Origin of the sequence: Streptococcus mitis, from assembly GCF_965111725.1 — a bacterium.
Classification (GTDB): domain Bacteria; phylum Bacillota; class Bacilli; order Lactobacillales; family Streptococcaceae; genus Streptococcus; species Streptococcus mitis_DV.
The window spans coordinates 527,909-554,288 of the sequence record NZ_OZ217341.1 but is presented as its reverse complement, the minus strand read 5'-3'; the positions used below and the strand labels follow the sequence as shown (position 1 = coordinate 554,288).

The window sequence follows — 26,380 nt, the reverse complement described above, 5'->3', positions numbered from 1 at the left end:
CTCACTTACTTAATAATAACTGGACGGTTATTTTTTTCTTCTCTTTTTTTGTTTGTCCCTTATCTTGAAGCAATCTCAAGCGCCCAAATTTTCTCACACTAATCAAGTCTCCAACTTGAACAGTATAATCTGATTTGTCTACCACATGATAATTTACTTGGACAAGTTTCTTTTCAATCAACTGGTTTGCTTGATTCCTAGATAGTTTCAAAACATTTGATAAAAGAACATCTAATCTAAAACTAGACACACATAAATCCAGCTCTCGATACTGTTCTAGCTTATCTATTTTCTCGGTGAAAGGACGTTCCTCCAGCGAAACGGGTATACGGCCAATTTTCTTTAATCCATCTTGAAAGAGAAGAAGAAACTGCTGATTGACCATAATCTGCGCCCGTTCTTCATCTACTAGGATATCTCCAAAAAGTTTCCGTTCAATCCCTAATTGATTGATGACTGTACCTAAAATTTTGGCATGCGTTAAGTGTTCAAATTTATTGGAATACACAATTTCCTGGAGAGATATTTCAAAATCTGAAAACTCTGGTTGGAAATAATCTGGGTATAATAAAACTCGAACATACTCACTCGAGACGAATTCCCCACTACTGCTACAAGCAAGACCATAGGTTTTGGCCAAAATCTTTAATAGCTTCTCCTGATGAGGATTGATAAAAGAAGTTAAAAAAGGAGCATAGCTATCTTCTACCTTCTTTATCCATTCCATTCCCTTGTCAAGAAAGGGACGGTCTTCTATAGAGAAATGCTGGTAAATCCCTTTATTCATCCTATCATCGCCAGAAAACGGACTAGGTTTTCTCCTAAAAATCGAACCAAAACAATCGCAACCCAAACAGATAAATCAAGACCCGCTATCTGTAAAGGCAGGCGTTGCAAGGGAGTAAGCACTGGTTTGACCAACGCTACAATCCAACGACCTAAACTTGATTCATAGGCACCTGGAAACCAAGACATGACAGCAAAGGCCACCAAAATCAGGGAGTAAATATCCACTGCATTATAAATCATACGAATTAAAAAAATCATTATCGTACTCTATTTCGCTTCATATCAAAACCAAACTCACCCTGTTGATCTTCATCTGGTAAACGAATATCTTCAACATTGACAATAACATTCACTGGTGTTAACAGATACATAGTAGATGCTACCTTTTTCAAATTTCCAGCTAAAACATGACAAGCTCCATCCAAATAGTCCAAACAACGACGAGCCTGCACTTCAGTCATATATTGAAAATCAATCAAGATACTTTCGTTTCCTGCCAATAAATCAACAATTTCTGTTGCATCCTCATATTTTCTAGGATAACGAACATCTATAATGACCTTATCCGTTGCACGCTGACTCTGATTTGCCAATTCCTGTTGTCTTGCATGAAGTCTGGTGATATTGCTATCTTTTGCACCAGCAGACTGTGAAGGTTGATGCATTGGGAGAGCCGGTTCCTGTGAAGAATTTACTGGAGTTAACACAGGCTCATCTCTTTTTTCATAAGGGAGACTTGAATCCTCATCCTCCGTAAAATAATCTATAAATCTATCGAATCTATCTTTTAAAGACATGGTTCTCTCCTACTTAAAAAATGATGTACCTATACGAACAAAGGTGGAACCGAATTGAATCGCTTCTTTATAATCACGACTCATTCCCATACTTAACTCGGTCATAGGCATATTTGGAATTTGTTTTTCTTGGATTTCTCTTTGTAAATCTTGGGTTGCCTTGAAAATCTCTTTCAACTGCTCACTGCTAGCCTCAAAAGGTGCCATCGTCATTAAACCAACATATTCAATCTTATCTAGTCTAGCTAACTCTGGCAAGATTTCCAGCAGTTCCTCTCTCGAAAAACCGTGTTTGCTTTCTTCTTTAGAAATATTTACTTGAAGGAAACATTTGATGACTCTGTCACTTCTTTTTTGAATTTCCCCTGCTAGCTTGACGGAATCCAAGGCATGGAAATAATCAACGTATTGAATAACATCTTTCACCTTACGTCTTTGTAAGGTACCAATCAAATGCCAAGTCACATCTCGATCTTTTAAAGCTTCATATTTTTCCAGAAACTTATCGACACGATTTTCACCGATATGATGAACACCTAGCGGAAGCAAGGCTTCCGCTGTCGGTACATCTACATACTTGGTAACTGCAATGACAGAGACTGAACCACTCTCTCGATGAGCACTCAGACTAGCCTCTGCAACTTCTCGAAAAACAAGTTCTGTATTTTCTTTTACATTCATTTACTTAACGATTTTTGAAAAATGGAGGTGTATCCAATTCATCTTCATCTTGTGATGTTGGGGCTTCAAAGCGTTCAACTGGAGAAACGACTGAATCTGTTGTACGAACAATCGATTCACGGCGAAGATCCCAATCACCAAAAGCAGATGCCTGAGTTGGTTCCAAACGACGTGGATTTTGTTTTGGCAATTCAGCTGTTTCTGCCATATCAAAATGACGATCAAAGCCATGTGAATGAGCTGGTTTCACTGTCTCACGGTAGTTAGTAGTCGGTCTAGCTTGTGGAGCCACAACCTTTTCTACGCGGTCTTGACGAACACCTGTTGCGACAACTGTTACACGAATTTCATCACGCATACTTTCATCAATTGAAGTACCGAGCCAGATGTTCACTCCTTGACCTGCTGCCTGGTTCACAATTTGTGAAGCCTCTTCTGCCTCAATCAAGGTTAAGTCGAGACCACCAGTTACGTTGACAATCACATCTTCTGCTCCATCAATTGTTGTTTCAAGAAGTGGAGAGTAAATTGCCTTACGCGCTGCTTCAACAACACGTTCTTCTCCACTACCGATACCAATCCCCATAAGAGCATTCCCTTTGTTTGCCATTACCGTTTTCACATCGGCAAAGTCAAGGTTAATCAATCCTGGATTGGTAATCAAATCGGTAATTCCTTGAACACCTTGACGAAGAACGTTATCCGCTTCGCTAAGAGCCTCCAAGAGCGGTGTTTTCTTATCAACAATTTCAAGCAAGTTGTTGTTTGAAATAATCAATAGAGTATCTACATGCTCACGAAGTTGGTTGATTCCTTCAACAGCAAATTGTCCACGCTTGCTTCCTTCAAAACCGAAAGGACGTGTTACAACACCAACTGTAAGAGCACCTAAATCTTTGGCGATACGAGCAATAACAGGAGCAGCTCCAGTTCCAGAGCCTCCTCCCATACCAGCAGTGATGAAGACCATATCTGCACCACTGATAGCTTCCGTCAGTGTTTCTTCGCTTTCTTCAGCAGCTTTACGACCAACCTCAGGTTGACCTCCTGCACCCAAACCTCGAGTCAATTTAGGGCCTAACTGAATAACAGTCTCAGCTTTTGTACTACTCAATGCTTGTACATCTGTGTTTGCTGCGATAAATTCTACGCCTGTAACACCTTCGTCGACCATACGGTTGATGGCATTGCCACCACCTCCACCGACACCAATTACCTTAATCACTGCACCTTGAGCAGCAGCTGTATCAAATGAAAATGTCATAATTTATTTTTCCTCTTTATTCGTCAAACATGCTTCCGATCAAGCCACGGAAACGATCTGCTAATTTCGGTTTATTTTGTGAAGCTTGTTGGAAATCCGCCATTGGTTCTGTAGGCGCCACCGGCTCTACTTCTGGAGCAGGAGCTGGTTGAACAGGCGTTGATTGTACAAACTGAGCTGTTTTCTGAATCATTCCCCCAAAACTAATTGGTTGATGAGTCAGAGCAACTTCACCCTTGACTGCTCTTTGAGCCAAAAGATTGACTTCTGTCAATTGTCCAGCGAATTCCGATAGACTAATCACATGCGCAAAGGCTGGATTGCGAATACCAACTTGGTTTGGAACATAGAGTTTGACACGAACGCCAAAGACTTCTTGAGCCAATTCTACCATACCCGGTAAAATAGCATTTCCACCGATCAATACAATGCCACCAGGGAGCTCCAATAGACGTCTTCTATCTAATTCTTGCTTGATTTGTTCAAGGATGTGCTTGATTCGTGCAGAAATAATTTCTGACAGGTAGGCTTCCGTCACTTCGACTGCTTCTACTTCTCCAATAACTTCTACTTGGAAGGTTTCTTTGCTTGCAAGAGGCGGATAGGCTTCCCCGTAATTCAGTTTCAAGCCTTCTGCTAATTTGCGAGAGGTTTTCAAAACCTTGGAGATATCTTTAGTTACATAATCTCCACCTTCTTGGAGAATATGTGTGAATTGGAGTTCTTGGTTACGGATTGTAGCGACAGTCGTTTGACCTGCCCCCATATCAATCACTGTAGCACCAAATTCACGTTCACCTTCGTTCAAAACTGATTGAACCATTGCTAGTGGTGAAATGATAACATTTTCAACCTGGACACCTGCACGTTCAACTGTCTTACGCAAATTGTGCAAGATAGTACGAGGTCCTGTATAAAGCAAACCACGCATTTCAAGGCGAACCCCCATCATGCCACGTGGGTCACGAATCCCTTGGAAACCATCCACAATAAATTCTTCAGGAATAAAGGTAATGACTTCACGGTCAGGTGTCATACTCTTTGTCAAAGCTGATTTGACAACATTTTCAACATCTTGATCCGTAATTTCCTTGGTATCAGATGTTACTGGAATCATCCCTTGAGTTGGTTCTACCTGCAAAAGATTACCAGGCAAGCCGACATTCACTGATTTAATCGAAATGCCTGCCTTTTCTTCTGCTTGGGAAATGGCTGACTTGATAGCAGTTGCTGCTGCATCAATATCAACAATAATTCCATCCTTTACACCTTTACTTTTGGCATTACTCACGCCAATTACATTTAATTCACCATTTCTCTTCTCGGCCACAAGCACCTTGACAGAGCTTGTTCCAATATCTAGACCTGTAAAAAAGCCTTCTCTAGCCATTACATCGCATCCTCTCTATCTTCCAAGTTTCGCACTTCGTATTATTCCATAGCTAAACATAGGCATAGCTATTCACAGAATATTATAACACAAAAAATCTAATTGTGCTTAGTTTTTTCCTAAATTTACTTGCTATTTTTTCACTTTTGCTCATCAACTTTTTTTATTTTCCAAACAAATTATAAAAAATCAGATTTATCAAAAAAGAAAGCTCATTTCTAAGCTTTCTTTGCAATCATTTTTTCTGCTTCTTGTTCTAAAAATAGTTCCAAGATTTTCTTGGTCAAAGTAATGGCTGCCGACAGGGCTAGAGAAACGATTAAATAATTAGCTACTAAGCCATGATCTCCAACCAATGGTGGTTTTGTCAAGAATCCATAATCACCACCTGTTACCAAATTGACCACAAAAATCAAGGCATTTAGGGCAAAGGTCATGAGAAAAATCCCCTTCACATCCAGCAATCGCGCACTATACTGTCTCAATAGATAAACTAGAGAGTTCCCCAAGAGTGCTAAATGCCCAAAGATAAAGGACAAAATCGCAATATGGGGGAAAGGATAGGCATCTGGCACTGGATAAACAAAGGCTGCTAATGTCCCAAATGTTCCTAGCAATGCAAAATACTGCCTATACTTAGACTGACCAGGAAGCAAAAGTACTACAAACATGGCCATACGGCAATGATAAAAGGGTAAGCTTTCTGATAGTGGCATATGATTGACCCAGTACCAACCATAGAGAAGGATTAACTGAACAGCTTGCAAGATTTGGAAAAATCGTTGGTAAACCTTCTTTTCACGATAACGATAGGCTGTATAAAAGGTCAAAGCCAAGAGTGTAAATATACTGACATACCAAAAAAGATCAAACTTAGGTGGCTCTGTTGCCTGAGTCGTAAAGAAAATATCCCATAAATTCATCTAGTCTTCCTCATGATTCAAAATTTTCCTGCATTTTATTATACCATGCTACTTAAGAAAAATGGATTTAGAAATACGTAAATGTTTGACAAAATTACTTGTCTTCATTTTCTAAACTTTCTACCAGTTTGGCTAGATTCATAGAGTTAGAGCCTTTGAGTAGGATTTGGTCATTGACTCCAAGGCTTTCTTTGACCTGCTTGACTAGGTTTTCAAATTGGTCTTGGTCTTCTGTTTTCTTGAAGTAGTAAACGTGGCCGATTGGGAACATTTGACTGGCAAGTTGGGCCAATTCAGCAATGTCTTCTCCGTAGAAAATCACGGTATCCAGCACATCTGGAGAAAGGCTCAAAATCATCTGATTATGGAGTTGAATAGACTGGTCACCAAGTTCCTTCATATCCGCCAAGACAGCGATTTTTTTGCCACCTTCATTGGCTGGAATGGCAGAGAAAGTCTCTAAAATCAGCTTCATAGCAGTTGGATTGGCGTTGTAAACGTCAGACAAAATATCTGCTCCATTGGCTGCTTTCTTCCATTCGGTACGGTTACGCGTCAATTCAAGACCTTGGAAGGCCTGACGAATCTGCTCCTCTGAAACTTCTTCTTGTAGGGCAACATAGGACGCAATCATAGCATTTGTCGCATTGTACTTACCAGTCACTGGCAAATCGAGGGCTTGTTCCAAGAAATTAGCCTTAAAGGTCAGACTGTCCTTACGCTCAACCAAGTCTGTGATTTCCAACTCAGCTCCTTGCCCAAAACGGACCACCTTTTTATCAGCTGGCAAGTAGGCCTCTACAATGGAGTCGGCTGGGGCCAAAAGCAAAGAACCTTCAGCCATGCCATCTGCAATTTGCATTTTTCCTTGGGCAATCTCCGAACGATCTTTGAAAAAGGCCAAATGGGCTTCTCCAACTAAGGTCACGATGGCTGTTTTTGGACGAGCCAATTCTGACAAGAGATGAATATCTCCCAAGTGATCCTGCCCCATCTCCAAGACCAACTTTTCTGTTCCTTGAGGCATATGGAGAACTGTGTAAGGAAGGCCAATCTCGTTATTGTAGTTGCCTTGCGTTTTGTAGGTTTTGTAGGTTGTTGATAGCAAGTGCGCCAACATATCCTTGGTCGTCGTCTTACCATTTGAACCCGTAACTGCAAAGACATCAACAGCTGTTTTCTCAAGATAGTAGGCAGCTAGTTGTTGAAAGGCAGTCAACACATCGTCTACTAGAATGTAAGGATGATTTGCGATTTCTTTCTCAGACAAGGTTACAGCAGCGCCATTTTCAAAGGCTCTTTCAATAAAGTCATGGCCGTCACGCGCACCTTTGAGGGGCACAAATAAATCTCCTGTCGCAATCAAACGACTGTCAAACTCAGCTTTTTCTAACTGGGTGTCCTCAAAGATGCTGATATCATTTTTAGCTCCTACAACTTGGGCCACTTCATGAATTGTTAATTTCATTTCTACTCCTTTAAAAAGGGTTGAAGTCTGAGAACTCTAGTCACCTTGCAGTGATGGTTCTGGCTTCTACCCTCTCTTTCATTTTTATAGCAAATGCGCTTCGCGCTTGTCAAAACTTTCCTTGGCAAGGTCAACCAATCGCTCGATTAGGTCTGGGTAACTGATTCCCATATTGTCCCAAAGTAGTGGGTACATAGACCACTGGGTAAAACCTGGCATGGTATTAAGCTCGTTTAGGAAAATCTCTCCCTTGTCTGTATAGAAGAAATCGCAACGAGAGAGACCAAGACCACCAATGGCACGGAAGGCTGTTTCCGCATTTCGACGCATGACAGCTACCACATCATCACTGATTTTAGCCGGAATATCCATGGTAATCTTGTTGTCAATATACTTGGCGTCATAATCGTAGAAGGCAACATCCTTGACTACTTCTCCTGGTAGCGTACTCTTGACATCGTAGTTGCCCAGTAGACCAACTTCAATTTCACGAGCATTCACCCCTTGCTCTACCAAGACACGGCTGTCATATTGGAAGGCAAGTTTCAAGGCTTGACGAAGTTCCTCTTGATTTTCAGACTTAGAAATACCGACACTTGAACCCATGTTTGATGGTTTTGTGAAGACTGGATAAGTCAATTTTTCTTCAACTTCAGCGATTTTAGCAGTCACATCATCGCCTTCAACGATGGCCACATAAGGAACTTGGGCAATGCCAGCAGATTCTAAAACACGCTTGGTCGTGATTTTATCCATGGCAAGACTGGATGACAAGATATTACAGCCGACATAAGGCATTTTCAAAACTTCCAAGAATCCTTGGACAGAGCCATCCTCTCCCATTGGACCATGAAGGACTGGAAAGACCACTGCACCTTCTTCATAGATGGCACTTGGCGCTATTTTCTTGTCCCAGTCAATAGTCGCATTGGTCATGAGACGATCTTCTTGACCTGGAGTCTGGCTAAATTCCTGTGTTTTGATAAAGTCACCTGACTGGCTGATGAAGAAAGTCTTGACTGTGAAACGGTCGTAGTTGACCGCACGCATGACACTTTCAGCTGAAAGGACAGAGACTTCGCGTTCCGCACTCCGTCCACCATATAAAAGAATAATCGTTTGTTTCATATTATTTGTCCTAATTCTACTAGAATACTCGCTCTTTAGTATATCATATTTGCTTGTTTTTTTAAAACTTGAACCTGATCCTACTCATCACACTATACAAAAAGAGGCCGATAGGAACGATTTTCAGCCTCCTTGATTTTTTATAAATGAATGGAGTTCGTAAATTTGTCTACACTTACAACTCTGTCCGATTTTCAATGGCTCGTAAGAGGGTCACTTCGTCCGCATACTCGATATCTGCTCCCACAGCAAGACCTCGTGCCAGGCGCGTAACCTTGATCCCAGCTGGCTTGAGTAAGCGGGAAAGATACATGGAAGTCGCTTCCCCATCTGCTGTGGCATTGGTTGCTACAATTACTTCTGAAACCTCACTATCCATAAGACGGGTCATGAGGCTCTTGAGATTGATATCATCTGGACTAATGCCATTCATGGGAGAAATGAGACCATGCAGGACATGGTAAAGTCCGTGGTATTCCTGAATATTTTCCATGGCAGCGACATCGCGGCTATCCTCCAGGACCAGAATCGTAGACTGATCACGGCTAGGATCGGTACAGATAGAGCACGGGTCTTCATCTGTTAATCGTCCACAAATAGAGCAATAGGTCAATTCTCGCTTGGCTGCAAGAAGATTTTTTGCAAATTCATTGACGTCGTCATCCGGCATTCCAATAGTATAAAAGGCCAGTCGAGTTGCTGTCTTAATCCCAATACCAGGAAGTTTGGAATAACTGTCAATCAACTTAGCAATAGGTGTTGGATAAAGCATGGCTTCCTTTCTAATTCATTGGATGGTGTTGGTTATATAAATTGATAATGTCGCGAGCAATTGCTGGCCCAACATTTTTGGTTAAATTGGTATTATGAGGAAAGACTACTGCAACTGCAATTTGAGGATTTTCTGTTGGAGCATAGGCCACGGCATTGGTATTATTAGCTTCTTGACCACCAGCTACATAGCTTTCACCTGTACCGGTCTTACCACTGATAGAAACAGTGGCGCCATCTGAAAACGCCCGTCCTGTCGTAAGGGGACTAGTTCCATGCGATACTTGGTAAAATCCTTGGTGCAAGATACTCATATCGGAGTCGGATATATTGACCTTATTCATCTCTGTCGGTTGCAGTTGCTGAATCAAGTCACCCAGTCCTCCCTTATCATTATTACCATAAATGCCTTCAACAATACGAGGAGCCACACGAACACCATCATTTGCAATAGTTGCTACATACTGAGCCAACTGCATGGGCGTATAGTTATCAAACTGCCCAAAGGAATTGGTGATGTAATTAGCAAAGCTATACTCTTTTGGTATAAAACCAGTTGACTCATTTGGAAGGTCAATGCCTGTTGAGGCTCCAAGACCATATTCAGCAAATGTCGAACGAAGTTTTCCCATAGCTGTTTCCAAATTGCTGGTTCCAACAAACATATTTGGTTGATAGGTCTGGCCCATGATTCCAAGAGCGGTTTGAACCACGTAAGCATTAGATGAATACTCCAAGGCTTCCACAGCTGTAATAGGAAAAGATCCATATGCCAATTTATACCAAGAATAAATTGGAGCTGAACCTTGGAAAACAATAGGCTGATCTGTTAAGGTTTGGTTTCCTGATAAAACACCATTTTCCCAACCTGAGCTGATGGTAGCGGCCTTAACAACCGAACCGGGTACAAAGACATTGGTCACAGTTCCCAAGGAATCCTGTGTTAACTCTCCCGTGTTCAGGTCATGTTTGATCCCTGACATGGATAACACAGCACCTGTTTTTGGATTTAGAGCAACTGCATACACACCCTCAGAATACTTGGCTCCACCATTTCCTAGCTCGGAATTGAAATAACTTTTCAGCAAAGCATCCACACTATCTTGGAAGGCCAAATCAATGGTCAGCTTGATATTGTTTCCCTTACTACCTTCCTCAATTGTATCCACGCTTTCCATATTGCCATATTTATCCAGATGGATTTCTTTTACCGAGCGTTTTCCTTGTAAGGTCTCTTCATATTGCTTTTCCAAATACGAGGTTCCAACACGGTCATTTAGAGAATAGCCTTTTTTAAGATAGGCTTCTGCTTCTTCCGCTGGGAGACCAGCTTTTTCACTGGATACACTCCCTACTATAGAAGAAAGGGAAGTTTCCAAAATCTTTCGATCCCAAGAAGTAGAAATACTAATGCCAGGCATCTCCTTTGAAATAGAGGCAATAACAGCCACCTGAGAATCATTTAGAGGATCTGTCGCAATGGTTCCTGTCGCAAAGTTTCCAACAGCATTTAACTGACTAAAAAGATAGATTTCTTTCTTTTCATCCTCTGTATAGTTTAGTTGACTTGTTGGGACACTATCGACCGCATTGTTATACAGTTCTGATTCGGATAGGCGATTGCCATCTGAATCCAAGCGTTTCTCACTTGGGAGAGCTTCCACTGTTTTTTTATAGATTTCAGGATCAGCCAAATAGTAATCAGCCAGCTGGCGTTCTGTCAAATTTGGCGAACTAATGCTCACATAAGTCAGTAACTTTTTAGCTATTTCTTTTAAGTCTGTAGCCGTCATTTTATTGCTACGCGTAAAGGAAACAACCTGCTTTAACGTATTTTCTACCAAAGGTTTTCCACTAGCATCATAAATCTCCCCACGGGCAGAACTGGTTGTGACCTTGGTCTGACTAGCTGAGGCTAGCTTTTTTTCGTAAAAATCCTTGTTCAGAACCTGCATATACAACAAACGACCAATAATGGTCATAAAGAGTAAAATGACAATTGCAAACAATAAATTAAGCCGAATCGGAATCGAATGGCTGTTAAATTTTCTCATACAAATCAGTCTCATTTCTAACTTAAAATCTTACTCTTAATTGTACCACAATTTGAGTAGAAAATTATGGAAAAGAAAGAAGCTTTTTTTCGTTTTTACAGTAAGATACGTTTTTATTTATCCCTCCCTATATTATATGTTATAATGAATGTAAAAGTTCAATAATCTAGTCTTTTCCAACACGACTCATTTAAAGGAGCCTTCCCTATGGACAAACCAGATATCGCAACTGTCATTGATTCACATTTTGAAGAAATGACAGACCTAGAGCAAGAAATCGCTCGCTATTTTTTACAAGCAGAAACGATTACAGATGATTTATCTTCTCAACAAGTCACCCAAAAATTACATATTTCTCAAGCTGCTTTGACCCGCTTTGCTAAAAAGTGTGGCTTTACTGGCTACCGAGAATTTATTTTCCAATACCAACATCAGGCAGAAAATCAAGCCAATCAAGTCTCCAAGCACAGTCCACTGACCAAACGAGTCCTCAGAAGTTATAGCAACATGAGGGAACAAACGCAAGACTTGATTGACGAAGTCCAACTAGAACGAATTGCCCAATTAATCGAAGATGCTGAGCGTGTCTACTTCTTCGGAACAGGGAGTTCTGGCCTAGTAGCTCGTGAAATGAAATTGCGCTTCATGCGTCTGGGTGTGGTCTGCGAGGCCTTGACCGATCAAGACGGCTTTGCCTGGACAACCAGTATTATGGACGAAAATTGTCTCGTACTTGGTTTCTCACTTTCTGGCACAACTCCCTCTATTTTAGACAGTTTATTAGATGCCAAGGAGATGGGGGCAAAGACGGTACTCTTTTCAAGTGTTCCCAGTAAAGATAACCAGACCTATACAGAGACTGTTCTTGTAGCCACCCACAGCCAGCCTTCCTATATCCAACGAATATCCGCTCAACTTCCTATGCTCTTCTTTATCGATTTGATTTATGCCTACTTTTTGGAAATCAATCGCGAAAGCAAGGAAAAAATCTTTAATAGCTACTGGGAAAATAAGAAACTCAACGGCTATCGTAGACAAAAACGTGTCAGAAAATCCTAGTTTGGCTCAGCCAAACTAGGATTGTTTTGTCTTAAAATGATAATATGCACCCAACATACCTGCTGTATTTTGGTGATGGGCAAATTCTAATCGTGTTTTTTCAGCTAGGCTTGGTACCAAGGCCGCCTTCAAGGCTGTGCGGATCTTGGGTTTGAGGATAGCCTCTTGTCCCATGATACCGCCACCGAGAATGACTACTTCTGGATTGGCCACATAGCAAATATTTGCCAGACCTTTTCCTAGATAGTCTACCATACGGTCAATACCAGCCATACAAATCTTGTTGCCTTCAGTGGCTTCCTTAAAGATGCGTCGGCCATTCCACTGATCAACATCTTCTCCATGTGCTTCAGCTACATATTTCACTAAAGCTGTGGTCGAGGCTAAGTCTTGGAACGCTCCATCCTGCATATGCATATACCCAACTTCACAGGCTGAATTGCTAAATCCATGGAAGACTTTTCCATCCATAATCAAGCAACCTCCGATACCTGTTCCAATGGTCAAGCAAAGTGTCACACTTGCTCCCTTGCCTGAACCAGATACCGCTTCAGCCAGACCTGCACAGTTGACATCATTTTCAATCTCACAAGGAATAGTAAAGCTTTCTTCGATTTCCTTTTTGAACTGGGTGCCTGCGTAGTTAGGAATCTGAGGTCCAGCGTAGAAAATTTCGCCCTTATCAGGGTCCACCATACCTGCCGAAGAAATGGCAACACCTGCTACTGGGCCTTTTTCTAAATAACTGGCTACGATATCTTTGGTTTTTTGTAAGATATGAGGTCCACCTTTATGCGCCTCTGTTGGCATTTCATGCGATTCAACAAGTTGGCCTTCTTGGTCAATCAAACCATATTTGATATTTGTTCCACCGATATCAATTGCAACGTAGTGTGTCATAAATACCTCCTTATGGATTAGAGGAAGCGCTCCTTGGTTTCGCGAATCAAGGCTGCAGCTGCTTCTACAACTGGGCGATCTTCTTCAGTCACTGGTGTCAATGGTGAACGAACAGATCCAATATTCAAGCCTTCATTGATCTTCAAAACTTCTTTGATGACACCATACATATTTCCATGTGCAGCAGTGAGTTTACCAATGATAGCGTTGATAGCATACTGCAACTCACGCGCTGTTTCCAAGTCTTTGTCAGCAATCAACTGATTGAGTTTCAAGAAGAGTTCTGGCATAGCGCCATAAGTACCACCGATACCAGCTTTGGCACCCATGAGGCGACCACCTAGGAACTGTTCATCTGGACCGTTAAAGACGATATGGTCTTCCCCACCAAGGCTCACAAAGGTTTGGATATCTTGAACTGGCATAGAAGAGTTCTTCACACCAATAACACGAGGATTCTTCAACATTTCTGTGTAAAGGCTTGGAGTCAAAGCAACTCCTGCCAATTGAGGAATGTTGTAGATCACATAGTCTGTGTTTGGAGCTGCAGAACTGATATCGTTCCAATATTTAGCAACTGAGTATTCTGGCAAGCGGAAGTAAATTGGTGGAATCGTTGCAATGGCATCTACACCCAAGCTTTCTGCATGGCGAGCAAGTTCCATACTATCTTTGGTATTGTTGCAAGCCACGTGAGCAATGATGGTCAATTTACCTTTAGCAACTGCCATGACTTCTTCCAAGATTAACTTGCGGTCTTCAACGCTTTGGTATATACATTCACCAGAAGAACCATTGACATAAAGACCTTGAACACCTTTATCAATGAAGTATTGAACCAAGGCACGCGTACGCTCTGGACTTACTTCTCCTTGATCATCATAACATGCGTAGAAGGCTGGAATGACACCTTCGTATTTTTTTAAATCTGACATAGATTTTCTCCTATTATTTTTATTTTCTGCTAAAGCAGATTCTTTCTTTACTTCTTTAGTATACACTTTACCGAAAAGGCTTTCAATATCTTGTAGACACTTAGATTTTAGTTTCTCGCTTATAGAATAGCGTTTGGAGCGTTTGAAAGTAGTTTCAGAAATAATTGCACCCCTTACTCATACTTAGCAAATAGCTTTTCCATCACTCCCACTTGTAAAAAAGTAAGAAGTCCAAAACCAAAGAGAATAAAAGCTGATCCTCCCAATAGAAGGGTAAAGGCTGATAGATATAGAATCATCAAAATCAAAAAGATAATTGCAATCATCAAGATAAACCAAGGAGCGTTAAAACTAGCCAACATCAATCCTTTTTGAAGAATTTCTTTCCAAGATAGGTCATAACGTGCCGCAATAGGGTAACTAGCCAACATCACAATGGTAAGGAAAATCAAAATGCCTAGACAAATAGCTTTCACCAATTGGAAGGGCAGAGCTGTTTGACCCCAGAAAAGATAGAGATCTGAAAGAGTTAGAAATACAATTCCTAATTCTAACATCCCCAACTGAAAACCTAGTTTCAGATTTTGCCTGAAAACTCTTAGATAGGTTCTAAAAACTGGAACACGTCTGCTCTTCTTAACTTCGAACATGGTCTCGTAGAGGCTGATTTTAGCCACTCCAATCGTTACGATTGGCAAACAAGTTACTACAAAGAGAAGATTGATTGTTACAATATCTAAAACCTTCTCACTAATTCGCATGAGAAAATTATCTGTATCAAATGCAGCCTTGATGAGACTTCTTCCTTTTTGTGACATCTTTGCTCCTCCATCATTTTTCTTTGTAAACTGTTTTCTTTTTTGTCAGTAAAGCTTTCATAAGTCCCTACCATGAACAAAGCTATTTTTTCTTTTTTCTTTTGGACTTTTTTCTATTTTTATCTATGGACATATAATCTATATATATCCCGGACAGCGAAGCAATTAAAATACTACTCCAAGTATGCTCATTAAATCCATCTAGCCCTCCACGGATTATCATTGCAAGTACTGTCCAAGCTAACATATTCAATAAAAAAATACAAAGTGCTTTCAATAAAAAAATACAAAGTGCTTTCATTCTCTCGTTTTAAAAGTTTATACAACCATATACATCAACTAGATTCACAGCTATTTGTAAAATCCTTCCATAAATCTTGATCAGTGATCCTACTCTTGCTCCCGCAGCCATAAAGACTTTGCTGAACTTCAATCCTACCATACCAATAGCATTTCTGAATAAAGATACTGACAATAAGAGCTCATTTCTCTACCTCACAAAGATCAATTTCATGGTAGAGTATTATCAAAGCTTTACAAAAAAACAATTCATCCTATTTTTAATCAATCAAAATTTTAAACAAATACTTACGAACTTGATCTTCCATACCTGCATAACCATTTGGTTGATGTGGCTCACCTGGGAAGAAAATCGCAAAATTGTGATAACCCAATAAGAGTGGGTAGTGTTCATGACAATGGACAAAACCAATATCACTTGTTTCGTCAAATGCTACTGCTTCATCCTTGATACGTGAACCGTAGCTCGAATATTCATGCCCTTCTACCAGCAAATGCAAATCTGCATAGTTCTTATGATACTCAAATTGATCATTTTCAGCTTGATTGAGGACATTTTCCTGAACAACTAGAAAGACCTTGTCTCCATCAATCTCATACTTTCCTAACTCGAAAGAATCTTTACGATGTTGGTAGAGATAGTCGATAGCCTTATCTAAATTGGGATGAATCCCTTTGTAAAAGGTGATGTTTTTCAAATCGTCAAAAATCATACTCTTTCCTTCGTTTCTGATAGTTAACTAAAAGCATTCTTAAATTGATAAGTGTCTGACAAAACTTCATAAAGTAACTGCATACCCTCCATTTTGTAGACACTTATAACTCTGTATTCTCTTATACTCAATGAAAATTGAAGAACAAACTAGGAAGCTAACCGCAAGCAATACTTAAGTATGGTAAGGTGACGCTGACGTAGTTTGAATTCGATTTTCGCAGAGTATTATCCTTTGACCGCTCCCATAGTAATCCCCTGAGTAAAGGATTTTTGGAAGACTAGGAAGACTGTTACGATTGGCACAGCAGCAAGAGCTGCACCTGCCATAATCAAACCATAGTTGGTTGCCATTTCAGCCTGCATAGTTGCAACCCCAAGTGAGATGGTCAAATTGTTACGTGAAGTCAACATAACCAACTGCATGAAGTAGTCGTTCCATGTATTGATGAAGGTAAAGATTGCAAGGGCTGCAAATCCTGGTTTCACAATTGGGAAGGCTACGCTCCAGAAAGTACGAATCTCACCACAACCATCGATTTTAGCTGATTCAAGCAATTCTGTTGGGATGTTTTCGCTGAATTGTTTCATAAGGAAGACACCAAACGGCCATCCAATCAAAGGCAAGATAACTGCCCAAAGAGTGTCATGAATTCCCATGAAGTTGACGATACGTACCAATGGTACAAGGACAACTTGTTTTGGAAGCGCCATGGCAGCGATAAAGATGGCAAATAGGATACGTTGACCATAGAAACGTTTTTTAGCCAATACATAACCTGCTAGAGATGAGGTTGCACAGACTAAGAACATGGTTACCAGCGAGATAAACACAGAGTTCCACATCCACTGCAAGGCAGGGTTCTGCACCATGAGTTGTTGGAAGTTTTCCATGGTTGGCATTTTAGGGAACCACTGAGGAGGAATAACGATTGTATCAGGTTGTGATTTGAATGCCCCTGTCAAAATCCAGTAGAATGGAAAGATGAACAGCACAGTCAACAAGAGCAAAATGATTGTTGAAATAACAGTAAAGGCTGTTAATGGTTTTTTTTCTGTAGATTGCATAGCTGTCTCCTTTCTTTAGTATTCTACGTCGTTTCCGAGTACTTTAAATTGAACAAAGCTTACGATAGCGATCATGACTGCCAAGAAGACACCAATTGTGTTGGCATAACCGTATTCTGTCAATTGGAAGGCTTTTTCGTAAAGGTAGTACATAAGTGTACTTGTTGAGTAGTTTGGACCACCAGATGTCAAAAGCTGAATCAAAGCGAAACACTGGAATGAGTTAATTGTTGTGATGATTGCAATATAAAGAGTTGTTGGAAGAAGGCTTGGCCATTTAATCTTCCAAAAAACTTGAAACTCAGTTGCACCATCAACACGCGCCGCTTCAACCAGTGAATTGTCAATATTCCCCATAGCAGCGATATAAAGGATAATCGGTTGACCAACTGAAGTTGTCAAGAGGATAATCATAATCGCCATCAATGCCCAGTGCTTATCACCAAGCCATGAAATGTTTTGAGTAATGATATGACTTGATTTAAGCACAAAGTTCAAGATACCTGATAGTGGGTCATAGATCCATTTCCATACAACCGTTACGGCAACACTACCTGTAACAACTGGAAGGAAGAATACGAAACGATAGAATGATCTAGCGATAGCATTTTGGTGATAGGTTTGCGATGCTACAAAGAGTGAGAATAGAACAACAACTGGCACAGATCCAATAACCAAAATAACTGTGTTAATCAAAGATTTTGTAAAGACAGGATCTTTAAACATACGGATATAGTTATCTAAGCCCACAAATTCAAAGCTAGTCATAGAGTAGTTAAAGAAACTTGTGATGAAGCCCATAATCATTGGTGCTAAAACAAAGATAATAAAGAAGAACAACACTGGTGCTAGGAAAGCATAGGAAATCACTGTTTCCCGCATACGGATTTTATTGACTTTCACAGTAGGCACCTCTCTTTCAAATAGAATATTTTTTGACTTTCTTGAACTGTTTTAAAATCAAAATGAAATTTTTTATGATTCGCTTATGTAAGAACTTCATTTTAATTTCGTGACAATTTCTTACATTTTAAACAAAAGCCCCCCTTTTCTTACACTATCTGTGTAGAGGGAAAAGGGGGTATACACTCTTAGGTTCTTTAAAAAACTACTTTTTATAGAATAACTAAGGACTATTGTTTCATAGCTTTTTTAATTGTTTCGTTCGCTTTTTCAGTGAAGGCTTTCAAAGCGTCCGCTGGTTTTTCGTCACCATTTGATACAGATTGCAACATTGGGAACCAAAGTGTTCTCATTTCAGCAAATCCATCAATAGTGTTGTAGTATGGTGAGTAGTATTGAGTCCAGCCGCTGATTGTTTCCATACGTTTATCATCATAAAGTTTTCCAAATGAAGTACGAACTGGGAAAGCACCTGTACGAACTACGTCTTTTGGACCCCACTCTTTGTCATCTGCGATAAATTGGATGAATTTCTTAGATGCAGCGACTTTCTTGTCGTCTTTGTTGTTGAATACTGCAAATCCGTTTACAAGGTATTCAAGAGCTGGTTTACCTTCGTCTGATGGGAATGGTACTTCTACCACTTCTACCTTACTTGCTTCTAAAAGTTTAGCTTGGATACCATTTTGAGCTGGTGCCCAAAGGATTGTGTAAGATGTTTGACCGTTGGCAAAGTTTTGGATATCTGCTCCACCGTCAAATTGTGAACCATTATTGAGCAAATTGTCTTTAATCCAGCTAGTTGCTTTTTCAAGACCTTTGACGAATTTAGGATCATCAGTTGTATATTTGCTAACTTTTTCATCTGTTACAGAACCGCTATAAAGGTTAGAGATAAAGGCACGTGTTCCTTGGTCTCCCCCTTGACCAGAACTGAACAATGAACCTGGTGTGTAACCCTTGTCTTTGAGTGCTTTCAATACTTTTTCAAAATCATCAGTTGTCCAACCTTCTTTTACAAGGTTTGCCACTCCAGCATCTTCTAACATTTTCTTGTTCATTGCCATGTAGAATGGGGCAGAACTAATTGGATACATGTAAGCCTTGTCTCCAGCTTTACTTGCTTGTACGATGTTTTCGTTATTGACATCTTTAACAAATTCATCTGTGAAGAGGTCGTTCAACTCAGCCAATTTACCGTTTTTACCGTATTGGATGATACGTCCTGGTGCATCAAAGAGTACATCTGGAGCTGTTCCAGCTTCGATAGCTGTTGTGATTTTTTCAGGACCTGACTTGAAGTCGATGGTTTCCAATTTCACTTTTACATCTGGATTTGCTTTTTCAAACGCTTCGATGATTGATTTTTCATAAGTTCCAACACCGTCACCAGTTTTTTCTTGGGTAAATACTGGGAATGCCCACCAAGTGATTTCTGTTTTGGCACCGTCACCACCTGATTTGCCAGCATCTTTACTTCCGCCAGAATTGCCACAAGCAGCAAGACCAAGAACCGCAGCACTCGCAAGTACTGTACAAGCTAATTTTCTAAATTTCATTTGTATTCTCCTATTTTATAAGCGTATCCAACTTGGATAATGAGTTCTTTATTTCTTGTATGCGATTTCATTTCATCCTACTCATCCACCACTCTCCTCTTTTTTAAGATTGTGTTATTTGAGACCAGCAACGAAGCGTTCTGTAATCTCTTTTGGTCTAGTAATAGCGCCACCAACAACGATGCCTCGCACTCCATATTCAAGGATTTGTTTGGCTTGTTCTGGTGTATGAATTTTCCCTTCTGCAATGACATCTACACCGGCATCGCAGAGTTTTTTGATGAGTTCAAAATCTGGACCGTCTACTTTTGGACTGTAGGATGTGTATCCTGACAAGGTTGTTCCGACAAAGTCAATTCCTGCTTCTACAGCTGCTAGTCCTTCTTCGAAGATACTAGTATCAGCCATCAAGAGCTGGTTAGGATATTTCTCCTTAACCTGACGAATGAACTCTTGAATTTCCAAGCCATCGTAGCGTTCACGCTTGGTACAATCCAGAGCAATCACCTCGATGTCCAGTTCTGCCAATTCATCAACTTCTTTCATGGTAGCCGTGATGAAGGGTTCTTGTGGCGGATAATCTCGTTTGATTATCCCAATAATCGGAAGTTTGGTGACTTCCTTGATTTCCTTGATATCGCGAACACTATTGGCTCGGATACCGACTGCTCCACCTTGCTCAGCCGCTTTGACCAGCAAGGGAATCACCCCTCCCGCTTCTGTATAAAGCGGTTCATGAGGAAGAGCCTGACAAGAAACGATGATTCCATCTTTGATTTGCTCAATCAAGGCTTCTTTGCTAATCTGTGGCATCCTCTTTCCTCCTTTTCCTTTTTCTTTGTTTCTATGAGATTATTATACCTTAAAAATAAAACGCTTTCAAGAGTTTGTAGTATAATAGATTTCAGTTTCAAAAACTAGCCAAGTCAAACAGCTCCTCTAAAAGTACTTTCAGAGGAGCAAGTCGACCTATAATAGGAGAATACCAAAATTTAGTTTACAATTTCTGACAATTTTACTTTGCGATCTTCAAACATAGACTGGGTACAAGCATCTGCAGTGGCAATTGCTTCTAGGGCAGCTTCACCTGTCAATAGTTTTGCAAATTCTTCTGATACTGGTGCTCCTTGCATAATCTCATGCAGATAGCGCATTTCTTTATCAATCACAGATGATAGCCATAATGGAGTACGTTTACCTGGTTTACCATAAGCAATTGCTCCGTCCATTTCTGTACTATGATAGATACGAGTACGATCATCATCTTCTTCTTGAGATTCGTGAATCAAGAAATAGCTTTCTTGTCCATCTAGCTTAAGAGTTCCTTTACAGTTGAATAAGTCTAAGCGGATGGCACCTTTGGTTCCTTGGATTAAGACATAATGTTCACCCCAACGATAAGCTGAACCCCATTCTAACAAAGCAAAACGCTTATTAGAAAATTCCATATTGACAAAAATCATATCATCTTCATCACCGAAATGTTCACCTTCATGGGCTACATTTCCACCTGTCATGGTTACAGTTTCAGGCATACCACCCATAAGGAATTGAACACAATCCAACTCATGGATGTGGTGATACAAGTGACCACCTGATTTTTCACGAATTTTTTTCCATGATACGGACGGTTGTTGTTCTTCCCAACCATTACGAGCTGTGTGACAATATAGAACGTCTCCGATGACTCCTTGATTAATGAGTTCTTTTGCATGATGGACACCATTAAAGAAATTCATAATATGTCCTGCCATAAAGGTTACATTGTTTTCTTTACACGCATCTACCATCTCGCGACAATCTTGATAAGAAAGCGCAATTGGTTTTTCACAGAAAACATTTTTACCATGTTGTGCAGCCTTAATAACCGGTTCCTTATGAAGATTATTTGGAGTTGCGACGATAACACAATCTACTTCATCGCTAGAAACCAACTCATCTAAGGAGCTTGCTACTTTTGCTCCCAATTCTTCTGCAATCGCCTCTGCATTATCTGGGTCATAGAGAAGAGTAATCTCTGCTCCATCATTCTTTTGCATATAACGAGCTAACTCAGCCCCAAAATATCCTGTTCCAACAACACCATATTTAACCATGTTTTTCTCCTTTGTTATTGAATAAACTTTCTAATTTTAACTTATACTCTTCGAAAATCTCTTCAAACCGCGTCAACGTCGCCTTACTGTGTGTATGGTTACTGACTTCGTCAGCTTCATCTACAGCCTCAAAAACATGTTTTGAGCTGACTTCGTCAGTTTCATCTACAGCCTCAAAAACGTGTTTTGAGCTGACTTCGTCAGTTTCATCTACAACTTCAAAAACATGTTTTGAGCTGACTTCGTCAGTTTTATCTGCAACCTCAAAGCTGTACTTTGAGCAGCCTGCGGCTAGTTTCCTAGTTTGCTCTTTGATTTTCATTGAGTATTACTTCACAGATCCTTCTGATAATCCACTTGCAATTTTATTTTGGATGATAGAGAAGAAAATGATTGATGGAAGAACTACAATAACAGATGCTGCCATCATATCTCCCCAGTCTAGTATTTCTGAACCATTAAGTGAACGAAGGGCTACTGCTACTGTCATCTTTCCTGTATTGTTAATCAAAATCAAGGCATACAGGAATTCATTCCAAGCATTGATAAATGTATAAATAGCTGTTGCTACAATACCTGGTGCTACAATCGGTAGCACAACTTTATAAAACGTAACAAATTTATTTGCACCATCAATTCGAGCTGCTTCTTCAATTCCAATTGGAACTGTTTGGAAAAATCCAACTAAGAGCCAAACTGCATATGGAACACTAAAAGATAGATAAACCATCATCAAGCCAAATAAACTATTTGTTAACCCAACTTTAGCAATGGCAATTGAATAGGGAATTGCTAACAGAATTGGTGGGAAAATGTAGGTAATGACGAGTAATCTTGACATGATTGCTCCCAATTTAGGGAAGAATCGAACAATACCATAGGCTGCCATAGCAGAAATAATAATCGCAATAACGGTTGTAGCTAAGGCAATGATTAAACTGTTTCGAATGTTATCAATAAAGTGCAAATCGTTGATAACATGAGTGAAATAATCTAATGTAAATTGTTCAGGCCAAAATCGTGTTGGATACTGAGTTAATTCCCCTTTACCCTTGACAGAAGATATGATAATCCATACCAATGGGAAAATTGCAACAATAGTCGCACCAATCAAGAGTACATGTGAGAGAACATCTAAATAAATACCGGATTTCTTCTTCATTATTTTCTACCCTCCTTTTCCCACTTACTGATGATAGCAAAGTAGATAAAGCAAATCGCCACCAAGAAGATAAAGAGCAACACTGTAACTGCTGAGGCACGACCCAACAATTTAGTTCCCCAACCTAGGTTGTAAGCAAAAATTGGAAGCGTCGTTGTAGCATTGGCTGGTCCACCACCAGTAATTAGGTAGATAATGTCAAAGTTATTAAAGATCCATACAGTTCTCAAAACAACTAGAAGCCCTACAACCACTTTAATATGTGGAAAGACGATAAATTTGAACACTTGCCAACTTGAAGCACCATCTATCTTAGCAGCCTCAAATTGTTCTTCGGGTACTGTTTGCAAAGCTGAAAGCACATTAACCATAATCATCGGTGCTCCAAACCAAATGTTGATAAACACCAAACATAGGAATGCCCATGTACTATCTGTCAAAAATGCAGGTGTATGTTCCATTAAGCCTAATTTTACGATTAGATTCGGTAAGTAGCCATAAACCCCGTTTAGAATCCATTGCCAAGAGAAGGCAATAACGATTGTAGGAAATGCCCAAGGAACAATCAATAAGGTCCTATATAATTTCTTGAAGTGGCGTACTCTGTGAAGAGCTAAAGCCAATACAAACCCTACTAAAACTTGACCAACTAATGAGAAAATGGTCCACTTAATTGAATTAAAGAACGCATTAAAGAAGTTGGGATCTGATAGCACAGCTTTATAGTTAGCTAAACCAACAAATTTATAATTGGGCATAATCAAATGCTTATTGGTAAAGCTATAAAAAATACTCGAGAAAAACGGATAAACAAAGAGTAATCCTACGATAATCATAGCTGGCAAAACAAATATCCAGCGAGTTAAATTACGTTCTTTAACCATTCTCCTTCTCCCTTCTTTTACAAGATTGGGCTAGGGCTTTTCAGCTCACTAGCCCACCTATTTTCTAGTCTTTTACACCTACTGAACAGCCTCAAATAAATCGTTTAATTGTTTTTCTGCTTCTTTTGCTGCTTTCATAGGGTCTGTTCCATTTGTAATGATATCTTGGAACATTTGTTCAATAATGTGTTGGTTAGTCAACATACCAGCTTGTACACTTGGTCCATTTTCATAACCAATAGCAGTACCTTTTTTAACAGCTTCAGTAATTACTTCTTCAGCATGTTTAAATTTCTTACGAGTTTCATTTTCTTTATAGGCTGCAGAATCGCTAATCCCCTTAATAGTTGGCAACATACCTACTGGAGTTGAATCAAGGAATTTAATGTAGTCTTCTTCATTATAAAGTGATTCTAAGAATGCTTTAGCAACTTCTGGGTGTTTTGAATTTTTCCAAACAACCATTGGAATGTTTGAGGTTTCAATTCCTTGGTCCTTATCAGATTCTTTGATCTTTGGAATAGGATAAGCATCAATTGAATCAATCAATTGAGGACTGTTGGCATTGATTCCTCCAATATGGAAGCCAGAGTTAAAGTCAAATGCTGTTTTTCCTTGATAGAACAAGGTAGCTTGTTGAAGGACATTAAAGTTCAAAGAATCTTGAGGTGAGATTTCTTTATACATTTTAACCCAGTATTTAATACCATCTTGAGCAAGTTGACTTGTCAAATCTGCTTTAAGATCTTTTGTCAAGAGACTTCCACCACCACTACGTACGTAGAAGTTCAAGAAACGTGTTGCCATTAAGTCATTTGTTCCAAACGGAACAGACAAGCCATAAACTCCAGCTTCTTTCAATTTTTTAGAAGCTTCATAGAGCTGGTCCCAAGTTTTAGGAACCTCAATATTATGTTCTTTTAACAAATCTGTTCTAACCCACATGACTTGTGCATGTGAATAAAGAGGAACAGAGTAGTAATCATCTCCGATTTTTGCTTCATTTAAGGCAGTTTCGTTAAATTTATCCTGTCCAATACGCTTGATAGAATCGTTTAGCGGAACCAAAGCATCTGAGTTGACCATTTCCATTACTTGGTTAGGGAGAGCTGTACTGATATCTGGCACATTCCCATTTGCTAAACCTGTAGTCCATTTAGTATAGAAGTCATTCCAAGAAAATGTTTCAATCTTGATTTTCGTTTTTGGATGCTTTTGCATGAAAGCATCTGCTGATTTTTGAATACTTTCTAAACGTGGTCCTTGAGTAAAGGAGTGCCACATTGTAATTTCACCAGATAATTCTGTCGGTGGTTCAGTACTAGTTGTAGCTTCTTTTTTTCCTGAACAAGCTACCAAGGCAACGGCTGCTAGCGCAACTCCAGCTAGACATAAAAACTTTCTCATTTTTTTCATCGTTCTTCCCTTTCTACATTAAGAAATCGCAACTTTAAAGACAACTTTTTTCACAGGTTCATCATTTATACGAACCTTGGGTTGATGTAAATCTTCTGGAAAAGTGATGAGGCATTCACCAGCTCTCAAACGAACCAACTGTTCCACTTTCCCTGTGTATAATTCAATATCCTTCTCTTCATCATATTTTTGGGTAACGCTTACATTTTCCGGTGACGTAACAGCCATGGCTTCTTCGTTTTCCAAAACTAAATGAATATCCAAATATTTTTGGTGGGTTTCAAAGAAGTCCCCTGCTTGACCATCTGCTAGATAAGTAAAGCAATTCCCAAACAATCGATTACCATCGATAGCAATCGGACCTTCTGTTAAATTTTCTAGTCCTGTTTTTTCCAGAAAATCTATTAATGTTGCAAAATGTGGATTTACTCCCACATAAGTTCCTAAACGGCTAATTTTTGTAATAATCATCTCTTCTAACCTCCTTTCTCAATCTATTTTTCCTATCCAAGTTCCCCATTCTTCTGTCTAGCATTTTCTACTAGAAGGAGATAAAAACACAACACTCTCTAGCCTATACTCTTTGAAAATCGCTTCAAACCACAGTCGCTTCACCTTGGATTATATAGGTCAGTCTTATCTACAACCTCAAAGCGGTATTTTGGGCAATCTGCTACTAGCTTGCTAGTTTCTTCTTTGATTTTCATTCAGTATCTCCTCAATCTTCACAAGAAGATCTGATTTTTCTAGCGACAAACAGAATAAATAAGTTAGTTCAATTAGCTACCTTCCTTATAGATGAAATTGATATTCATGAAGGAAGTCGCCCTTTATTTTTTGCAAAAGATACTAGTAGGAATCTATTCGGGGAATTGAATTTATAAGCTGCTCACTTATACTCTTCGAAAATCAAATTCAAACTGCGTCAACGTCGCCTTGCCGTACTCAAGTACAGCCTGCGGCTAGTTTCCTAGTTTGCTCTTTGATTTTCATTGAGTATTAGTTTTTCTAAAATAATTCTAATCTATTATTCTAGCACTAGTAGACTCTTTGGCTAAATCTCCTTTCTACATCTCGTTTCACCAAAAACTTTTAAGAGAGAAATACTCTAAATTAGTTTTGTTACCGTTTTCAATTAGAGTATACTTTTTTTTTTTAGCATTTCAAGTCTTTTTCTAATTTGGAATTTAGTTTCAAATCTTTTTAACTATATCAACTACATTAAAAGTACTTTCAAAAATAAGCAGGTTTCTTGCAAGACCTGTTTCGAGTGGATAAGATAAGAAAGATAAGAAAAATAAAA

27 protein-coding genes are annotated in these 26,380 nt (G+C 39.6%); 1 reads left to right on the top strand and 26 read right to left on the bottom strand.

Annotated features, from left to right (window positions below; translation table 11 throughout):
• Nucleotide 1: 1 nt before the first annotated feature.
• The 11 genes from ACLV7Q_RS02885 to pbp2b all read right to left on the bottom strand — a co-directional run bounded on the left by ACLV7Q_RS02885 (nucleotide 2) and on the right by pbp2b (nucleotide 11,280).
• On the bottom strand, nucleotides 2–787 hold the full coding sequence (locus ACLV7Q_RS02885; protein ID WP_218756959.1) for an RNA-binding protein: 786 nt from the start codon (nucleotides 785–787) through the stop codon (nucleotides 2–4).
• On the bottom strand, nucleotides 784–1,047 hold the full coding sequence (locus ACLV7Q_RS02880) for a YggT family protein (RefSeq protein ID WP_050111387.1): 264 nt from the start codon (nucleotides 1,045–1,047) through the stop codon (nucleotides 784–786). Before ACLV7Q_RS02880 ends, ACLV7Q_RS02885 begins: the two co-directional genes overlap by 4 nt.
• Complete coding sequence (locus tag ACLV7Q_RS02875) at nucleotides 1,047–1,586, bottom strand: cell division protein SepF (protein ID WP_218756960.1); 540 nt, start codon at nucleotides 1,584–1,586, stop codon at nucleotides 1,047–1,049. Before ACLV7Q_RS02875 ends, ACLV7Q_RS02880 begins: the two co-directional genes overlap by 1 nt.
• A gap of 9 nt (nucleotides 1,587–1,595) precedes the next feature.
• On the bottom strand, nucleotides 1,596–2,267 hold the full coding sequence (locus ACLV7Q_RS02870) for a YggS family pyridoxal phosphate-dependent enzyme (RefSeq protein ID WP_001101083.1): 672 nt from the start codon (nucleotides 2,265–2,267) through the stop codon (nucleotides 1,596–1,598).
• Nucleotides 2,268–2,271: 4 nt separating this feature from the next.
• The gene (gene ftsZ, locus ACLV7Q_RS02865; RefSeq protein ID WP_000144272.1) at nucleotides 2,272–3,531 is read right to left on the bottom strand and encodes a cell division protein FtsZ; all 1,260 of its coding nucleotides are present in this window, start codon (nucleotides 3,529–3,531) and stop codon (nucleotides 2,272–2,274) included.
• A 16-nt stretch (nucleotides 3,532–3,547) separates the two neighbouring features.
• Nucleotides 3,548–4,921, bottom strand: coding sequence for a cell division protein FtsA (gene ftsA, locus ACLV7Q_RS02860; RefSeq protein WP_164226770.1), 1,374 nt, complete (start codon nucleotides 4,919–4,921; stop codon nucleotides 3,548–3,550).
• 218 nt (nucleotides 4,922–5,139) lie between these two features.
• Nucleotides 5,140–5,844 carry a TIGR02206 family membrane protein gene (locus ACLV7Q_RS02855; RefSeq protein ID WP_218756961.1) on the bottom strand — a complete coding sequence of 235 codons (705 nt, stop codon included), beginning with the start codon at nucleotides 5,842–5,844 and terminating at the stop codon, nucleotides 5,140–5,142.
• 94 nt (nucleotides 5,845–5,938) lie between these two features.
• Nucleotides 5,939–7,312 (bottom strand): UDP-N-acetylmuramoyl-tripeptide--D-alanyl-D-alanine ligase, encoded by a 1,374-nt coding sequence (locus ACLV7Q_RS02850; RefSeq protein WP_218756962.1) that lies wholly within the window; start codon nucleotides 7,310–7,312, stop codon nucleotides 5,939–5,941.
• An 84-nt stretch (nucleotides 7,313–7,396) separates the two neighbouring features.
• Nucleotides 7,397–8,440 (bottom strand): D-alanine--D-alanine ligase, encoded by a 1,044-nt coding sequence (locus tag ACLV7Q_RS02845; RefSeq protein WP_218756963.1) that lies wholly within the window; start codon nucleotides 8,438–8,440, stop codon nucleotides 7,397–7,399.
• Nucleotides 8,441–8,615: 175 nt separating this feature from the next.
• Nucleotides 8,616–9,212 (bottom strand): recombination mediator RecR, encoded by a 597-nt coding sequence (gene recR, locus ACLV7Q_RS02840; protein WP_000966739.1) that lies wholly within the window; start codon nucleotides 9,210–9,212, stop codon nucleotides 8,616–8,618.
• Between the two features lie 10 nt (nucleotides 9,213–9,222).
• On the bottom strand, nucleotides 9,223–11,280 hold the full coding sequence (pbp2b, locus tag ACLV7Q_RS02835) for a penicillin-binding protein PBP2B (RefSeq protein WP_218756964.1): 2,058 nt from the start codon (nucleotides 11,278–11,280) through the stop codon (nucleotides 9,223–9,225).
• 192 nt (nucleotides 11,281–11,472) lie between these two features.
• Here pbp2b and ACLV7Q_RS02830 point away from each other — a divergent pair, with 192 nt between their 5' ends.
• Nucleotides 11,473–12,324, top strand: a complete 852-nt coding sequence (locus ACLV7Q_RS02830) for a MurR/RpiR family transcriptional regulator (RefSeq protein ID WP_049531834.1) — start codon at nucleotides 11,473–11,475, stop codon at nucleotides 12,322–12,324.
• A 15-nt stretch (nucleotides 12,325–12,339) separates the two neighbouring features.
• Here the strand turns inward: ACLV7Q_RS02830 and ACLV7Q_RS02825 are convergent, their stop codons facing one another.
• The 15 genes from ACLV7Q_RS02825 to ACLV7Q_RS02755 form a co-directional block, all read right to left on the bottom strand.
• Nucleotides 12,340–13,224, bottom strand: a complete 885-nt coding sequence (locus tag ACLV7Q_RS02825; RefSeq protein WP_218756965.1) for an ROK family protein — start codon at nucleotides 13,222–13,224, stop codon at nucleotides 12,340–12,342.
• A gap of 17 nt (nucleotides 13,225–13,241) precedes the next feature.
• The gene (locus ACLV7Q_RS02820) at nucleotides 13,242–14,159 is read right to left on the bottom strand and encodes a dihydrodipicolinate synthase family protein (protein WP_001281495.1); all 918 of its coding nucleotides are present in this window, start codon (nucleotides 14,157–14,159) and stop codon (nucleotides 13,242–13,244) included.
• A 173-nt stretch (nucleotides 14,160–14,332) separates the two neighbouring features.
• Nucleotides 14,333–14,977 carry a YesL family protein gene (locus tag ACLV7Q_RS02815; RefSeq protein WP_218756966.1) on the bottom strand — a complete coding sequence of 215 codons (645 nt, stop codon included), beginning with the start codon at nucleotides 14,975–14,977 and terminating at the stop codon, nucleotides 14,333–14,335.
• An 82-nt stretch (nucleotides 14,978–15,059) separates the two neighbouring features.
• Nucleotides 15,060–15,254, bottom strand: coding sequence for a hypothetical protein (locus tag ACLV7Q_RS02810; RefSeq protein WP_050307318.1), 195 nt, complete (start codon nucleotides 15,252–15,254; stop codon nucleotides 15,060–15,062).
• 283 nt (nucleotides 15,255–15,537) lie between these two features.
• Nucleotides 15,538–15,990 (bottom strand): YhcH/YjgK/YiaL family protein, encoded by a 453-nt coding sequence (locus ACLV7Q_RS02805; protein ID WP_218756967.1) that lies wholly within the window; start codon nucleotides 15,988–15,990, stop codon nucleotides 15,538–15,540.
• A gap of 227 nt (nucleotides 15,991–16,217) precedes the next feature.
• Entirely contained in the window at nucleotides 16,218–17,057 is an 840-nt protein-coding gene (locus ACLV7Q_RS02800; RefSeq protein ID WP_001192007.1) for a carbohydrate ABC transporter permease, read from the bottom strand.
• Between the two features lie 15 nt (nucleotides 17,058–17,072).
• A complete protein-coding gene (locus ACLV7Q_RS02795) occupies nucleotides 17,073–17,939 on the bottom strand; it encodes a carbohydrate ABC transporter permease (protein ID WP_218756977.1) in 867 nt (288 codons plus the stop codon).
• Nucleotides 17,940–18,190: 251 nt separating this feature from the next.
• The gene (locus tag ACLV7Q_RS02790) at nucleotides 18,191–19,519 is read right to left on the bottom strand and encodes an ABC transporter substrate-binding protein (protein ID WP_218756968.1); all 1,329 of its coding nucleotides are present in this window, start codon (nucleotides 19,517–19,519) and stop codon (nucleotides 18,191–18,193) included.
• A 114-nt stretch (nucleotides 19,520–19,633) separates the two neighbouring features.
• The gene (locus ACLV7Q_RS02785) at nucleotides 19,634–20,332 is read right to left on the bottom strand and encodes an N-acetylmannosamine-6-phosphate 2-epimerase (protein ID WP_049512393.1); all 699 of its coding nucleotides are present in this window, start codon (nucleotides 20,330–20,332) and stop codon (nucleotides 19,634–19,636) included.
• Between the two features lie 179 nt (nucleotides 20,333–20,511).
• The gene (locus tag ACLV7Q_RS02780; RefSeq protein WP_050073351.1) at nucleotides 20,512–21,615 is read right to left on the bottom strand and encodes a Gfo/Idh/MocA family protein; all 1,104 of its coding nucleotides are present in this window, start codon (nucleotides 21,613–21,615) and stop codon (nucleotides 20,512–20,514) included.
• Nucleotides 21,608–21,937, bottom strand: coding sequence for a hypothetical protein (locus ACLV7Q_RS02775; RefSeq protein ID WP_100104139.1), 330 nt, complete (start codon nucleotides 21,935–21,937; stop codon nucleotides 21,608–21,610). Before ACLV7Q_RS02775 ends, ACLV7Q_RS02780 begins: the two co-directional genes overlap by 8 nt.
• Nucleotides 21,938–21,943: 6 nt before the next feature.
• Nucleotides 21,944–22,777, bottom strand: a complete 834-nt coding sequence (locus ACLV7Q_RS02770) for a carbohydrate ABC transporter permease (protein ID WP_172925310.1) — start codon at nucleotides 22,775–22,777, stop codon at nucleotides 21,944–21,946.
• On the bottom strand, nucleotides 22,777–23,661 hold the full coding sequence (locus ACLV7Q_RS02765; RefSeq protein WP_000237985.1) for a carbohydrate ABC transporter permease: 885 nt from the start codon (nucleotides 23,659–23,661) through the stop codon (nucleotides 22,777–22,779). The genes ACLV7Q_RS02770 and ACLV7Q_RS02765 overlap by 1 nt, the downstream gene beginning before the upstream one ends.
• Nucleotides 23,662–23,739: 78 nt before the next feature.
• Nucleotides 23,740–25,077 carry an ABC transporter substrate-binding protein gene (locus ACLV7Q_RS02760; RefSeq protein WP_057517239.1) on the bottom strand — a complete coding sequence of 446 codons (1,338 nt, stop codon included), beginning with the start codon at nucleotides 25,075–25,077 and terminating at the stop codon, nucleotides 23,740–23,742.
• Nucleotides 25,078–25,095: 18 nt separating this feature from the next.
• Nucleotides 25,096–25,548: a YhcH/YjgK/YiaL family protein gene (locus tag ACLV7Q_RS02755; RefSeq protein WP_218756969.1), complete on the bottom strand. Its 453-nt coding sequence runs from the start codon at nucleotides 25,546–25,548 to the stop codon at nucleotides 25,096–25,098.
• Nucleotides 25,549–26,380: the final 832 nt, after the last annotated feature.